Annotated in this window: 10 protein-coding genes; 5 read left to right on the forward strand and 5 right to left on the reverse strand. The window is 50.0% G+C overall.

The window, feature by feature from the left end:
* The first annotated feature begins 19 nt into the window (after nucleotides 1-19).
* The 5 genes from DWW90_RS01055 to DWW90_RS01075 all read left to right on the forward strand — a co-directional run bounded on the left by DWW90_RS01055 (nucleotide 20) and on the right by DWW90_RS01075 (nucleotide 10,212).
* Nucleotides 20-3,103: a TonB-dependent receptor gene (locus DWW90_RS01055; RefSeq protein WP_122343732.1), complete on the forward strand. Its 3,084-nt coding sequence runs from the start codon at nucleotides 20-22 to the stop codon at nucleotides 3,101-3,103.
* Nucleotides 3,104-3,125: 22 nt separating this feature from the next.
* Nucleotides 3,126-4,739 carry a RagB/SusD family nutrient uptake outer membrane protein gene (locus DWW90_RS01060; protein ID WP_122343664.1) on the forward strand — a complete coding sequence of 538 codons (1,614 nt, stop codon included), beginning with the start codon at nucleotides 3,126-3,128 and terminating at the stop codon, nucleotides 4,737-4,739.
* A gap of 258 nt (nucleotides 4,740-4,997) precedes the next feature.
* A complete protein-coding gene (locus DWW90_RS01065; RefSeq protein ID WP_233547619.1) occupies nucleotides 4,998-6,095 on the forward strand; it encodes a glycoside hydrolase family 105 protein in 1,098 nt (365 codons plus the stop codon).
* Nucleotides 6,095-9,391, forward strand: a complete 3,297-nt coding sequence (locus DWW90_RS01070) for an SUMF1/EgtB/PvdO family nonheme iron enzyme (RefSeq protein ID WP_122343666.1) — start codon at nucleotides 6,095-6,097, stop codon at nucleotides 9,389-9,391. Before DWW90_RS01065 ends, DWW90_RS01070 begins: the two co-directional genes overlap by 1 nt.
* Before the next feature lie 56 nt (nucleotides 9,392-9,447).
* Entirely contained in the window at nucleotides 9,448-10,212 is a 765-nt protein-coding gene (locus tag DWW90_RS01075) for an exodeoxyribonuclease III (protein ID WP_122343667.1), read from the forward strand.
* Nucleotides 10,213-10,328: 116 nt separating this feature from the next.
* On the opposite strand, the gene DWW90_RS01080 is transcribed toward DWW90_RS01075, so the two are convergent.
* The 5 genes from DWW90_RS01080 to xylA all read right to left on the reverse strand — a co-directional run bounded on the left by DWW90_RS01080 (nucleotide 10,329) and on the right by xylA (nucleotide 15,706).
* On the reverse strand, nucleotides 10,329-11,264 hold the full coding sequence (locus tag DWW90_RS01080) for a tRNA-dihydrouridine synthase family protein (protein ID WP_122343668.1): 936 nt from the start codon (nucleotides 11,262-11,264) through the stop codon (nucleotides 10,329-10,331).
* Nucleotides 11,264-11,929, reverse strand: coding sequence for a lipoyl(octanoyl) transferase LipB (gene lipB / locus DWW90_RS01085; protein WP_122331939.1), 666 nt, complete (start codon nucleotides 11,927-11,929; stop codon nucleotides 11,264-11,266). Before lipB ends, DWW90_RS01080 begins: the two co-directional genes overlap by 1 nt.
* A 4-nt stretch (nucleotides 11,930-11,933) precedes the next feature.
* On the reverse strand, nucleotides 11,934-12,719 hold the full coding sequence (gene mtgA / locus DWW90_RS01090) for a monofunctional biosynthetic peptidoglycan transglycosylase (protein WP_122343669.1): 786 nt from the start codon (nucleotides 12,717-12,719) through the stop codon (nucleotides 11,934-11,936).
* Between the two features lie 40 nt (nucleotides 12,720-12,759).
* A complete protein-coding gene (xylE, locus tag DWW90_RS01095) occupies nucleotides 12,760-14,301 on the reverse strand; it encodes a D-xylose transporter XylE (protein ID WP_122343733.1) in 1,542 nt (513 codons plus the stop codon).
* 76 nt (nucleotides 14,302-14,377) lie between these two features.
* Nucleotides 14,378-15,706 (reverse strand): xylose isomerase, encoded by a 1,329-nt coding sequence (xylA, locus tag DWW90_RS01100; protein ID WP_115500259.1) that lies wholly within the window; start codon nucleotides 15,704-15,706, stop codon nucleotides 14,378-14,380.
* Nucleotides 15,707-15,721 lie beyond the last annotated feature (15 nt).

Here is a 15,721-nt window from a genome sequence, read left to right on the forward strand (position 1 = left end):
CTAATAAATTATGAAAGGCATGAACAGACAACTACGAGGGAATTTGCCTCCCAATGAAAAGGCTAACGGAAAGAACAGGTTTCTTTCTTTGCTACTAATCTTTATGGCGTTTATATCCGTACAGGTATATGCGCAAGAAGTAAAAATCACCGGTACGGTAATTGCCGAAGCCGACAAGTTTCCGATTATCGGAGCCAACATTCTGGTAAAAGGTTCGACTATCGGTACTGTTACCGATGCAGACGGAAACTTCTCCCTTGACGTGCCCCAAAACTCCACAATCGTTGTTTCATACATCGGATGTGAATCGCAGGAAATCAAAATCACAGGAGCCAAAACGCTGAACATTGTTTTAAAAGACAATGCCATCGGCTTGGATGACGTAGTGGTAATCGGTTACGGTTCTCAGCGTAAATCAGACTTGACAGGCGGCATCGTGGCTGTGGGCGAAGACAAGCTGAAAATGGTTTCAACAAACAACCTGATGGACAAGCTGGCCGGCCAGATTCCGGGTATGAACGTAACAACCGGCAATGCAAAGCCGGGTGAAGACCAGTCTCTGCGTGTACGTGGTGAAAACTCACTGAGTGCAGACAACTCTCCGCTGATCGTTATGGACGGTATTCCTTACAGCGGTTCTTTGGGAGATATCGATCCGGATATCATCGAGAACATGTCCGTATTAAAAGATGCATCTTCTGCTGCCATCTACGGTTCACGTGGTGCCAACGGTGTAATCCTGATCCAGACAAAGAAAGGTAAAAAAGGCGCACCGACCGTAACATACAAAGGACAAGTCGGTATGCAACAGGCACAGCGCCGCATCGACATGATGAAAGGCGATGAATATGTAAAATATACGCAGGACTACAACCGCATGAAATACGGTTATTCCGGAGATCAGCTTGACCCGCTGACGCTGCTCAACCCGAGCGAACGTACTAACTACCAGAACGGGTCTGAACTGGACTGGCAGGACATCATGTTCCGCAATGCGCTGACAACCAGCCACCAGATTAGTATTTCCGGTGGTACGGATGCAACAACTTACATGGCATCGATCTCTCACCTGAGAGAAGACGGTGTAATGGAGAACACCGGATTAAAACGTACCAACATCGCATTGAACATCACACAGGTATTAAACAAGTGGTTAACCGTCGGAATGGGAACACAAGCCATTCAAAAAGAATTCGGCGGAGAACAGCCTTACTTGGAAGCCGGACTGAAAATGAGTCCTTACGGTATTTACAAAGATGAAAACGACCGTTACGTCGACTATCCGATGGACCAGACTTTGTTCTACAATCCAATGGCAAACATCGACGCAACAAGCGACAAAACAAACCGTAACGTCTTTATTTCCACTTTCGCAGAAATCCAGTTCCCTATCGACGGCTTGTCATTCCGTACAAATTTCGGTTACAACTACCGTAATAACTTTGTCGGATCCTACTACGGAAGAAATACGCTTTCCGGTAAAAAGGTGAATGGGTCTGCCTCTATCGAGAACATCCATTATTATGATTATACATGGGAAAACCTCCTGAAATATAACAAGACATTCGGCTTGCATAAAATCGATGCAACAGCCCTGTTCAGTATGCAGGAAACAACTAAGAAGGAAGCTAAAGAATCGGGCGAGAGCTTTGTAAACGATGATTCCGAATACCACAATATGGCCGGTGCCGAAAAGAATAAGGAAATCACATCCAAACTGACGGAAACAGCCATGTTATCTTATATGTTACGTTTGAACTATTCGTATGCCAACAAGTATTTACTGACGTTGACAGGCCGTTCGGACGGTTACTCTGCATTCGGTGCGAATAACAAATATGCATTCTTCCCCTCTGTGGCTGCAGCATGGAACATTTCTTCCGAAGATTTCATGGAAAGCCAGTCAAACTATATGGATATGTTGAAAGTCCGTTTATCATGGGGTTCCAACGGTAACCAGGCTATCAATGCTTATCAGACACTCGACCGCCTGACACTGACCAACTACATCTGGGGTGACAACGGAACAGTCGTAAACGGTGCTTTCCTGCCTACGAACGGTGTCGGTAACCCGAACCTGAAATGGGAAACTTCACGTACAATCAATGCCGGTATCGACTTCAGTTTCTTCAACGGCCGCCTTTCCGGTAATATCGATATGTATGTGGTAAATACGAAAGATTTGTTGATGAGCCGTACCGTACCTTATATGAACGGTTACAAATCAATCATGGACAACGTCGGTAAAACCCGTAACAAGGGTGTTGAAATCGCTTTAAATTCGATCAATATCCAAAATCAGGAATTCAGCTGGAGCACAAACGTGAACTTCTCCCTGAACCGCGACAAGATTATCGAACTGCGTGGCGACGGAAAAGATGATATCACGAACAAATGGTTTATCGGAGAACCTTTACGCGTGTTCTATGACTACGACGTTATCGGTACATGGCAGGAAAATGAAACTTATGTTGAAAACGGACATACAATCAAATGGGATGCTACAAGCGGAAAATATCTGAATGAAGAAGGTAAAGAATATCAGAAGGGCGCTGTTCCGGGTTCTGCCAAACTGGAAGATAAAGACGGAAACGGTTCAATCACTGCCGACGACAAGAAAATTATCGGTTCCAAACTGCCGAGCTTCCTGTTGTCAATGGGTAACCGTTTCGATTACAAGAATATCTATTTCTCATTCCTCCTGAACGGTGTATTCGGACAAACAAAAGAGTTGCACGACTACAACTTCGACCGTTGGATGCCGACATTCAACTATATCAGTGGAATGGATTACTGGACACCGGAAAACCCGACTAATAAAATGACATCGCCGTCATATGTTCCTTATGACAAACATTCATTCTATAAAAAGGCAAATTATGTAAATGTCAAGAATATCACATTAGGCTATACCTTCCCGAAAACAACTTTAAATGCGATCGGAATCAGTGCCTTGTCTGTTAATGTCAGTGTCAATAACCTCTATACATTCAGTAATATCGACAATTTCCTGAATCTGGATGATAACGATGTTAACAGGAATATCCTTGTAACCTATCCTACTGCCCGTTCTTATATGTTCGGATTAAATCTTACATTCTAAACTTATTAAAGAGAAATAAATTATGAAAAATATATTAGCGGCAGCTGCTGCAACATTTTTATTAGTAACATCCACCGGCTGCTCCGGCTTCCTGGATGAAGATCTGAAAAGTTCACTGGCTCCGGACAATACTTATACAAGCAGCTATGGCTTTGAAGTCGGTGTAACCGGCCTATACGGTTGGGCACGCTCCGAGTTTAACACTTGGGGAGGCGGTACTACAGGAAGTGGTACAACAAGCCAAGGACAGGCTTGTCCGTACGAATCATTCCAGGTTGGAACAGATATCGTCTATGCCGGTCATGGCGACGGTTCGTTGGTACCTTTTGAAAACTTATCCTACACACCGTCCACTACGTTCGTTACGTCTTACTGGAACTGGGGATATGGCTTGATCGCTTCCTCAAATGAAATCCTTGAATATTCGGAAGGAGATGTAAGCTGGGATAAACCGACAGACAAAGCCTACTACCAGGCTGTCGCCCGTTTCTTCCGCGCTTATGCATACCGGTATCTGGTATATCTGTACGGAGATGTTCCTTATGTAGACAAAATCGAGAAAAACTTCCGCATAGACTTCACCCGTACTCCTAAAACTGAAGTATTAGGTAAGATGATCGAAGACTTGCAATTTGCAATCGCAAATCTTCCGGAAGATCCGGACAAAGTGGAAGTCGGCCAGCTGACAAAATGGGCCGCTCAACACATGCTGTCGGAAGTTTATCTTATGGCAGGTAAATATGCTGAAGCAGAAGCGGCAGCCAAAGCAGTTATCGACTGTGGCTACTTCAATCTGATGACTTCACGCTTCGGTGCCGATAAAGATCAGCAGGGAGATCCGTTCTCCGATATGTTCAAAGAGTATAACCAGAACCGTACTTCCGGAAACAAGGAAAGTATCTGGGTTATGCAGCTTGAATATAATACAACCGGTGGTGGTGGAGAATATGAAGACTGGACAAAACGCGCCTGGGTTCCCAAATACTACAATGAAGACGGTTTCGTATTGGCTGATACTTTAGGAGGTCGTGGCCTGGCACAGATCGTTCCGTTTAAATGGTGGATCGAAAGCAGTGATTTCTTTGCTGCAACCGATATCCGTAACTCTGAATATAACATCAAGAGAAACTGGTATTACAACGATGTCACCTCTGATAAATATGGAAAGAAGGCTGATTTTACAGATGATACCTGGTCGAAACTTACCTTATTCCCGGCTGTAACCAAGTTCTTCTACGGAAAAGCAGATAACCTGAGCTACGGTGGTAACAACAAAGACCGTATGAAATTCCGTTTAGCTGAAACATACCTGCTGTTAGCAGAAGCTCGTTTGATGCAAAACAATGCACAAGGTGCTGCAGAAGCAATCAACGTGATCCGCAAACGTGCAAATGCCCCTGAGATTACAGCAAACCAAGCAACAATCGACTTCCTACTGGATGAACGTATCCGTGAGCTGGTCGGAGAAGAACTGCGTCGCTTCACTTTAGTCCGCACAGGCAAGCTCGTTGAACGCGTAAAGAAATACAATCCGTATAGCAGCACGATGGATGAGCACAACACTTTGTGGCCGATCCCGCAGACAATCATCGACTCTAACACAGGCGCTGAATTCCCGCAGAACCCTGGGTATTAATTTAGGATTCCAATACCTACACACTTATATTGAAAGGAGCTATGCCGCAGGGTATAGCTCCCTTTCTTTTTATAGGCGGAAGGGGTTTGGTACGTTTTTGAATCATTTTGAGATGATATTATTATACCAGGAGCCTTATCTTTCTTATTTTTGATGCAGAATTAAAATGATTAACACCAAGATTACAGTATCATGAAAACAATCAAGTATCTATCGGCAGGCTTATCTATTTGTGCCTGCACCTGTTTAGTAAATAATATGCCAACGAAAGCAGAGACCTCCAGCCCTGCCGTTACTGTCACTACCGGCAACTGGAACCGGCAAAGCGTAATGGACGTTGCCCGCAAGGTTGCCGACTGGCAGATCAAAGATTATCCCGATAATCAATACGCCAAGAGCGAACCGCGCGGTTGGGTGCCCGGCGCACTCTACATGGGAATGTACGACTGGGCGGAGCTCAGCAACGACAATACCTATTACGACTGGCTGCGGAAAATATTCAACCGCCAGAGCTGGCAGGTCGCCAACCGGATGTACCATGCCGACGATGTCTGTATCGCACAAACCTATATCGATTTCTATAACAAGGAAAAGAATGAGAACATGCTGAAGCCGACCATTGCCCGTGCGGACTGGGTCGTAAACAACCCCTCTAACGGAAGCATGGACCTGGACTATAGCAAGGGCAGCACGATCGAACGCTGGACCTGGTGCGACGCGCTCTTCATGGCACCGGGCGTCTATACACGCCTCTACACGCTGACCGGCAACCGTAAATATATGCACTTCGCAGACAGCGAGTTCCGCGCAACTTATAATTACCTGTACGACAAAGATGAACATCTGTTCTACCGCGACAGCCGCTATTTCGACCAGCGGGAAGCCAATGGTAAAAAAGTATTCTGGGGACGCGGTAACGGTTGGGTGATCGGCGGTCTGGCCGAGATATTGAAAACACTTCCGGCCAACGATACCGAATATCGCCCCTTCTACCTCAGCCTCTTCAAGGAAATGAGCGAACGCCTCGCCGGATTGCAGGGTAAGGACGGTTACTGGCATGCCAGTCTGCTGGACCCGGACAGCTATCCTTCACCCGAAACAAGTGCGACAGGATTTGTCGTTTACGGACTGGCCTACGGAATCAACCAGGGCTATCTGCCGGCAGACCAATATCTGCCTATCGTCAAAAAAGGTTGGGAAGCATTGGTGGCCGCTGTCGAAGCAGACGGCAAGTTAGGTTGGGTACAACCTGTAGGAGCCGATCCGAAGAAGGTGACGCGCGAGATGACGGAATTGTATGGCCCGGGCGCATTCCTGATGGCCGCATGTGAAATTTACAAATTAGCAGACAAATAATGCTCCGGTACAAAGTATATTTACTCTTGGTGCTCCTCTCCTGTTCCCTGCCTGCATTCTCCACTGCGGACGGAGTGGATTCGTTACGCCAGATACAGATCAACGACCTGAAGACACAGATCGGGTGGGTAAACCCGTCTGCCATGCGAGCCTATCTGGACGATACGAAACAGTCCTTAGGTGATAAATCCACCACGCTTTACCAGAAACTTTCCGAGCTGGAAGCACTCCTGCCGGAAGTACGGCAAGCGCTTTCCGCCACAGCCTCCGACGAGGCGATCGGCAATGCCCGGAAGCTGCTGGCGCTGAAACGGGAGATCATGCTTACCAACCCGTTGTTGGACGTAGATCGTATAGTAGCCGCCCGCTACCGCCTGGGCAATAAAGCCCGCAAGGCTATGGGGCCCTCGATGGGAACTTCGACGGCAAACTACAACTCGCTTTTTTCCAATTCACGCAAAGGATATGATGCCGAGATTGACATCCTGTCCGACCTGCGGGGCGAGGTCAAGAGCGAACGCATCTACAAGCCGGAAGCCGACGTGCCCGTCTCCGACATACAACTGCACTGGGACGCCGACCGCCTGCTGTTCTCCTCCCTCGATGCGAACCGGAAATGGCAGATATACGAAATAAAGACCGACGGGACGGGCCTTCACCAAAAGATTACAGTCGATGAGCCGGATCTGGAATTTTGCGATGCAAACTACCTGCCGGACGGAAAGGTGGTTGCCACGACCAATATAGGCTATAACGGCGTGCCCTGCGTACATGGCGACGATGTGGTTGCCAACCTGGTCTCTTACGATCCCGAGACACGCAACTTGCGCCGCCTGACATTCGACCAGGATGGCAACTGGTCACCAATCGTGATCCCGAACGGCCGCATCATGTACACCCGTTGGGAATACACCGACCTGACACACTATTTCTCCCGTATCGTGATGCACATGAATCCTGACGGAACGGAGAACAAAGCGCTTTACGGCAGCGGTTCCTACTTTCCGAACAGCACGTTCGACATGAAACCGCTCTCCAAGCACAGCAGCCGCTTCGTCGGCATCATCTCCGGACATCACGGCACGGCGCGTTCGGGGCGGCTCGTCATCTTCGACCCTGCCAAAAGCCGTAAAGAGGAAAAAGGGATGATACAGGAACTCCCGTTCAAAGACCGTCCGATCGTCCCGCTTATCAAAGACGAACTGGTCAAAGGAGTCTGGCCGCAGTTTATGAAACCGTTCCCGCTGAACGAGAAATATTTCCTGGTTGCCTGTAAGCCGGCGGAAGATGCGCTATGGGGAATCTATCTGGTCGATGTGTTCGACAACCTGACCTTGATAGCCGAACAGGAAGGCGAAGGGCTGACCGCTCCTATCCCATTGGCTAAACGCGAAACGCCTCCCGTCATCCCGTCGAAGATCAAGCCGGGCAATAAGGAAGCGACCGTTTTCATACAGGACATCTATGAAGGGGAAGGCACACAGGGCATCCCGCGCGGGACAATCAAATCGCTCCGCATCTTCGCTTACGAATACGCCTATATCCTGGCTCCGTCCGATCACGACGCACAGGGCATACAAAGCGGATGGGACATCAAGCGTGTGTTAGGCACAGTTCCGGTAGAGGAAGACGGTTCAGCGCTTTTCACCATCCCTGCCAATACTCCTGTCTCCATCCAGCCGTTGGACAAAGACGGGGCGGCCGTGCAATGGATGCGCAGTTGGTTGACGGGTATGCCGGGCGAGATCGTTTCCTGCATCGGTTGCCATGAGGACCAGAACACCATGCCTATTCCCAAGCGTACAATTGCTTCGGCCAAACAGGCGCGCCGGCTGGAAACACCGGAAGGCGGCGTCCGTCCTTTCACGTTCCGTCTCGAAGTACAACCGGTACTGGACCGAAACTGTGTCTCCTGCCACGATGGGACAACCGCCGAACCCGATTTCCGTAAAGACCGGATGGTCACCTACAAACGGGGAATACTGACGAAGATCAACAAGCAGTTCGACCAGAGCTATCTGAACCTGCATCCATACGTTTACCGGCAGGGGCCGGAGTCGGACATCTACGTCCTGAAACCGGCGGAGTTCCACGTCAGCAACAGCGAACTGATCCGTATCCTCCAAGCCGGACATCACGGCGTGCAGGTCCCGGACGAAGATATGCGCACGCTCTACACCTGGATCGACCTGAACGCCCCCTACTCCGGAGCGTTCACACAGATCGACCTGAAACCGGAGTCGCCCAAGAACCAGGTAGAACGCCGGATGGAACTGGCGGAGAAATACAGCGGCGTACGGGTAGACTGGCAAAAAGAGATTGCCGACTATGCCGATTGGCTGAAAGAAAACAAGACAGCCCAGTTCCCGCGCTCGACGCGGGATCGCAAAAGCACCGCATCTTCTTCCAAGCTCGCATCCATGCAACCCCGCGTCAAGCGCGGGGAGAAGACCAGTGCGACCCGCCGTCTGACCATCGCCCCCGACGTACACATCGACCTGGTTTGGATTCCGGCCGGCAGCTTCGTGATGGGCAACAACCGGACGCCGGCAGCTTCCCCCGCTTTCAAAGCAGATGTGAAGAAAGGCTTTTGGATGAGTACGACCGAGATTACGAATAAGCAGTTCTGCACGCTCTTTCCGGAACACGACAGCCGCTACATCGGACAGACCTGGAAGGATCATACAACACCCGGCTATCCGGCCAACCGACCGGATCAGCCCGTCGTACGTGTCAGCTGGGAAGAAGCCAACGCATTCTGCCGCAAGATCAGCGAGAATTTGAGCTGTAAGGCTTCGCTCCCGACAGAGACACAGTGGGAATGGGCGGCACGGGCCGGAAGTGCGGATGATTTCTGGTTCGGCTCTATCAACAGCGATTTCGGCAGCTACGAAAACCTGGCGGACAGTACAACCGTAGACCTCGCCGTAACAGGCGTAGACCCCAAACCGATGCGCCCGACCGATCCGATGCGCCGGTTCTGGGACTTCCTGCCGAAGGTGTTGAACGTGAACGACCATCAACTGATCAGCTGCCCGGTTGCCTCTTACCATCCCAATCCCTGGGGATTATATGATATGAACGGAAATGTGGCGGAATGGACGGCATCCGGCTACGTCCCTTATCCCTTGAAGGAAAAGGGGAACTACCCGGAAGCAGAAAAGCGGGTTGTGCGCGGCGGTTCCTGGCGCGAACGTCCCCAATACTCCACTTCGGCTGTCCGCAAGGCGTATCTGCCCTGGCAACGGCCGATGAATGTCGGGTTCAGGATTATTGTAGAGGATGCGGACTTGTAATTATGGATAGTGATTCATTTTAATTACATTTGTCTCATCATTATAACAATTGAAATATGAAGATTATCACATACAACGTAAACGGACTGCGTGCCGCCGTCGGAAAAGGACTTCCCGAATGGCTCGCCCGGGAACTTCCCGATGTGCTTTGCCTGCAGGAAACCAAGTTGCAACCGGATCAATTCCCTGCCGAACCGTTCGAGGCGCTTGGTTATAAGGCATGGCTCTATAGTGCACAGAAAAAAGGATACAGCGGTGTCGCAATCCTGAGCCGCCGGGAGCCGGACCATGTGGAGTACGGAATGGGAATCGAGAAGTACGACAATGAAGGGCGTTTTATCCGGGCGGACTTCGGAGAGCTGTCGGTTGTCAGCGTCTACCATCCTTCGGGAACGAGCGGCGACGAGCGGCAGAGCTTCAAGATGGAGTGGCTGGAAGATTTCCAAAGCTATGTGGTGGAACTGCAAAAATCACGCCCGAAGCTGATTCTCTGCGGCGACTACAATATCTGCCACGAAGCGATCGACATCCACGATCCGGTGCGCAATGCCACGAACAGCGGTTTCCTTCCGGAAGAGCGCGAATGGATGACCCGTTTCCTGAATGCCGGCTACGTCGATACGTTCCGCCTGCTCCATCCGGACAAACAAGAATATACATGGTGGAGCTACCGGTTCGGCGCCCGCGCTAAAAACAAAGGATGGCGTATCGATTATTGCATGGTCAGCGAACCGCTGAAACCACAGGTTGATGCCGCCTATATCCTGAACGAGGCGGTCCATTCGGATCATTGCCCGGCAGTGATAGAAGTTAAGGATTGAACTAATCAGGCGTATTGGTTCTAAGCAATAGGGTACCTGTGGTTCTAACCAATCAACCGTATTGGTTCTAAGCAATAGGGTGCCTGTGGTGGTAAGCAATAAGGCACCTGTGCTTTTCAACCTTCTATCATCGCCTTTACGGCCTCCATGTATGCGGCCAGACGGGTACTTTTGAGGACTTTCTTTCTTAATTTCTTTTCGGCATCAGGTAGTAGATAATCCCAAACGGTTTTGATTTTATCCAGTACCTGATGCTCTCCACCTTCCAGACGGGAACTGTAGCTTTCCAGCAACAACGCATGAAAAGCATGCAGTTTATCCTTCTTTTCCTGCACGGATAGAGAAACACCGGACGAATACTCGGCTGCCAACCAGGGAAAAGCGAGCAAGCCGCGTCCTAACATCACGCCTTTCAGACGGGGGAAGCGGGCGGTTATCGAATGAATATCCGCAAGTGTATGGATATCTCCGTTATAAAACAACGGATGGATGCATAGGTTGTAGAAGCGGGAGAAAGCATCTTCGTCCGTAGCGCCTTTATACTGCTGCGTGCCAATCCTCGGATGGAGCGTCAGGTGCGTGAGCGGCAATTCGTTCAGGAAAGGTAAAAGAGCCTGCGCCTCATCTACCGAATCCCACCCTAAGCGCAGCTTGACGGAAAACCGGATATCCGGAAATTCACAGATTGTTTCCAGCATCTTCTTCGCCTCATCAGGATAAGGCAATATCCCGGCTCCCCGGTGCAGCCGCGCCTGCATGGGGAAAGGACACCCCATGTTTATATCGGCACGCCGGTAGCCGCGCTCCCTAAACAAGGTGGCAATCCGACGAAACTCTTCGGGTGAAGAGGCTATCAACTGAGGGACGACCGGAGCCGACAGATTCCCTTCGGGGGCGATATCGCGAAGCTCCTTATTCCGGAAACCCTCCCTTTCCAGACGGACAAAAGGGGTATAATAGGCTTCGACTCCACCGAAGACTTGCGCATGAGCTTCTCTATACACCGAATCGGTATATCCCTGCAAGGGGGCAAAATGGATTGTATAAGGCATCAGGGAAACATTTCTAAGAAGAGTGAATGAAGACGGGCTTTCGCCAACTCGAAATCCTGCGCTGCGCCCAACTCCTTTTCCAGGGAGGTGACACCTTTGTCTTTAAAGCCGCAGGGGTTGATCAAGGAGAAATAGCTCAGATCGGTATTGATGTTCAATGCAAAGCCGTGCATCGTCACGAAGCGGCTGCTTTTCACGCCGATCGCACATATCTTACGCGCTTTCCCCGGCACATCGGGATCGATCCAGACGCCTGTCGCACCCGGCAACCGTTCGCCTTTGATGCCGTAAAGAGCGAGGAAACGGATAATCGTCTCTTCCAATATGTCGATATATTGCTTCAATCCCAACTTCCAGCAATCGAGGTCGAAGACCGGATAGCCGGTGATCTGTCCGGGGCCGTGATAAGTGATATCTCCTCCGCGGTTGATATGATAGAAAGAGATGCCACGGTCGGCAAGCAGCTCTTCCGGGATCAGCAGATTGGCATCTTTCCCGCTTTTGCCGATTGTCAACACCGGCAGGTGTTCACAAAAGAACAGATGGTTTTCGGCGGAACTGTTTTGTGCCTTCGCTTCCAGCAAAGCATTAAAAGCGGCCGTCTGGCGTTCCAGCGCATTCTCATACTCGATGCGTCCGAGGTCGTGATATACAAAGTGATTCATATGATTACCATTCTTGTGTAAATACATTTGCATCTGCCCGCAGCTTCTTCCGTTTGCGCACTTTCTTACTACCGGATTCGGGATCGGGATCACCACTGTCGTGCCCCATTTCGATCTTGAGCAACTTGCCCATGAGCGACATGATCTTCGCCTGCCGCTTCAGCATATAGGGAGATGGTTTTGCCGAATTGAACCGGCGGGGATTGGGCAGTGTGGCGGCAATCAGAGCCGCTTCCGCTTTCGTCAGTTTATAGGCTGGCTTCTTGAAATGCGCCTGTGCGACTGTTTCGGCGCCATAAATACCGTCGCCCATTTCGATCGAGTTCAGATAGACTTCCATGATGCGTTCCTTTCCCCATATCCATTCGATCAGGACGGTGAAGTAGGCTTCTATCCCCTTGCGCAGATAGGTCTTTCCGGGCCAGAGGAATACATTCTTGGCTGTCTGCTGCGAGATTGTGCTGGCGCCGCGTACACGTTTGCCTTTCTCGGCATCGGCACGGGCTTTCTGGATTTGTGTCATATCGAACCCGTGATGATCGAGAAAGAGGTTGTCTTCCGAAGCGACAACTGCCTGCGCCAAAGGCTGGGCGATCTTTTTCATCGGAACCCACTTATGCTCCAGCTTAAAGGGCTTACCGTCCTGAAACTGCTCATACATCCGGATAAACATCAGCGGAGTATAATAGACAGGAACAAACTTATAAGCCACGACAGCCAGCAAACTGGATATAAACAGGAACAACAGCAGGTTCCGGCTCCATATTAATATTTTCTTCAGTATGTGCATTTATATTTATCCGATCTATTCTGCCGGCAAACTTACTGAATTATTTCCAATACTGTTCCATCTGTTCCAATGTCTTTCCTTTCGTTTCGGGCACAAACTTCCAGATAAACAAGGCGGCCAGGATTCCCATGATACCGTAAATCCAGTAGGCCATGCCATGATTGAACGTTTCCGTCAGATACTGGTTCTTATCCAACATCGGGAAGGTCCAGGAAACAAGGAAATTGGCGATCCATTGCCCGGCAACGGCAATGCTCATCACCGTCGAACGGATCGTATTCGGGAAAATCTCTGCCAGCAACACCCAGCAGACTGGTCCCCACGACATGGCAAAACCAGCCGTATAGACCAACATACAAACCAGCGAACCGACACCGACGGAATGCGTATAGAACGTCGTCCCCAGAACCATCATCGAGACAGCCATAATCAAAGCCCCGATAATCATCAGCGGGCGGCGTCCGAACTTATCAACCGTAAAGATAGCCAACACGGTAAAGGACAGGTTCACAGCTCCCACCACGATCTGCTGCAACAAAGCGGCATCGGTAGCGGCTCCCATCGTCTTAAATATCTCCGGCGCATAATAGAGCACGACATTGATCCCGACAAACTGCTGGAAACCGGACAACAACACGCCGACAAGAATAATCAGCATCCCGAAAGAACGGATCGGGAACACTAACGACACGAAGAAACTGCCGATCAGGGCAATCTCCAGCGCACTTGTATTACCGGCCAGTTCCAATGCCCCGTATGAAAGCAGGAACAACACCAGCCACATCCCCATAAACAGGAAATAAGGACGCATGGAAGGTTCCTGTCTCTTGAAACTTTCCTTGATCTCTTCCAGTTCGGGGCCAGCACTCTCCTTCCCCATCAAACGGTTCAGGACAGACAAGGCCTTCTCCGTCTTCCCGCGCATCACCAGATAGCGGGGAGTCTCCGGCACAAACATCAGCAGGACAAAGAAAAGCAAGGCCGGGATAATCTCGGACGCAAACATCCAGCGCCAGCCTATCGAATTGAGCCACGCAGCATCTCCCTGCAAGGCAATACTGTAGTTCACAAAGTAGACAACAAGCATACCGAAGATAATGGCAAACTGGTTCCACGACACCAAGTTTCCCCGCCTGTCGGCAGGCGCCATCTCGGCGATATACATCGGAGAGACCATGGATGCCAGGCCGACACCAATGCCCCCGAGAATACGATAACACACAAAAAGATACATAAAAGTATGATCTCCGCTCCCCGGCATCCCGACGAAGAGTTCCGGCCATGCCGAACCGACAGCCGATAACAGGAACAGCACGGCAGCCAGAATAAGTGTCGGCCTCCGTCCATAGCGCTGACTGATCCAGCCGGCAAAAGATGCGCCCAGGATGCAACCGATCAGGGCACTGCTCACAACAAAACCTTCCAACGCATTTGCCTGGTCTAAAGGTAATCCGAAAGGTTCAATAAAGAATTTACGCAGCGATTCGACCGTCCCGGATATCACTGCCGTATCATATCCGAATAGTAATCCACCCAGTGTGGCTACCAGGGTGATACCAAAGATGTAGTTGTTATTTTTCACGATATAGATTCTAATTATCGGCGTGTTGTAGAGATGCACGGCCGTGCATCTCTACGCACCGACAAATTATAATTTATTAAATATACTGATTGATAATCATCTCATACAACTCCTGCTTGCCGCTGATCTGCTTCGGTTCGTCGCCGGCAAGGGCAATTGTGCGCAGGTCTTCGAGAAGGAGTTTGCCGTCTTCGAACTTCTTGCCGTCGCCCTGGTCGAAGCTGGCGTAACGTTCGGCACGCATCTTCTTGTAATCAGAATGTTCCAGGATATCGGCAGCTGCCATCAAGGCACGTGCAAACGAATCCATACCGCCGATATGGGCCAGGAAGATATCGTCGAGGTCAGTCGAGTTACGACGGGTCTTCGCATCGAAGTTCGTACCTCCGGTTGTCAGTCCGCCCGCTTCCAGGATAACCAGCCAGGCCTGTGTCAGTTCGTAAATGTCTACGGGGAACTGATCCGTATCCCAACCATTCTGATAGTCGCCTCTATTTGCATCGATGCTGCACAGCATACCGGCATCGGCAGCAGCCTGAAGTTCGTGTTCGAATGTATGGCCGGCCAATGTAGCATGGTTCACTTCAATGTTGATAGCGAAATCCTTGTCGAGGCCATAGTGGCGCAGGAAGCCGATCACGGTTTCCGTATCTGCGTCATACTGATGTTTGGTCGGTTCCATCGGCTTAGGTTCCACCAGGAAAGTACCCTTGAAACCATTCTTGCGGGCATAATCGCGTGCCATTGTCAGCATCATGGCCAAATGATCCTTTTCACGTTTCATATTGGTGTTCAGCAGGCTCATGTAGCCTTCGCGTCCGCCCCAGAATACATAGTTCTCTCCACCCAGCTCGATACAGGCGTCGATTGCATTCTTGATCTGCGTACCGGCACAAGCGACAGCCGGGAAATAAGGATTGGTAGCCGCTCCGTTCATATAACGTTTATGCCCGAATACATTGGCTGTAGACCACAACAGTTTCTTTCCGGTTGCTTCCTGGTGTTGTTTGGCGAATCCCACCATCGTATGCAGGTCCTTTTCAAATTCGGCCAGTGTCGGAGCTTCGTCCACCACGTCCACATCATGGAAACAATAGTACGGGATACTGCACTTGGTCATAAACTCGAAAGCAGCATCCATTTTATATTTAGCGCGGGAAATACGATCCGCTGCGGTATTCCAGGGGAATGATTTTGTGCCACCGCCAAACTGGTCTGCGCCTTCCGCGCACAACGTATGCCAGTAAGCCATTGCAAAGCGGAGGTGATCTTTCAAGGTCTTGCCCATTACGACCTTGTTTTCATCATAATAATGAAAAGCCATCGGATTCTTCGACTCACGTCCTTCAAACTCTATTTTCCCGATTCCAGGGAAAAACTCTTTTTCACCTTTAAAATAATTCATGATACTCGTTATATT

The organism is Parabacteroides sp. AF17-28 (assembly GCF_003479205.1).
Classification (GTDB): domain Bacteria; phylum Bacteroidota; class Bacteroidia; order Bacteroidales; family Tannerellaceae; genus Parabacteroides; species Parabacteroides acidifaciens.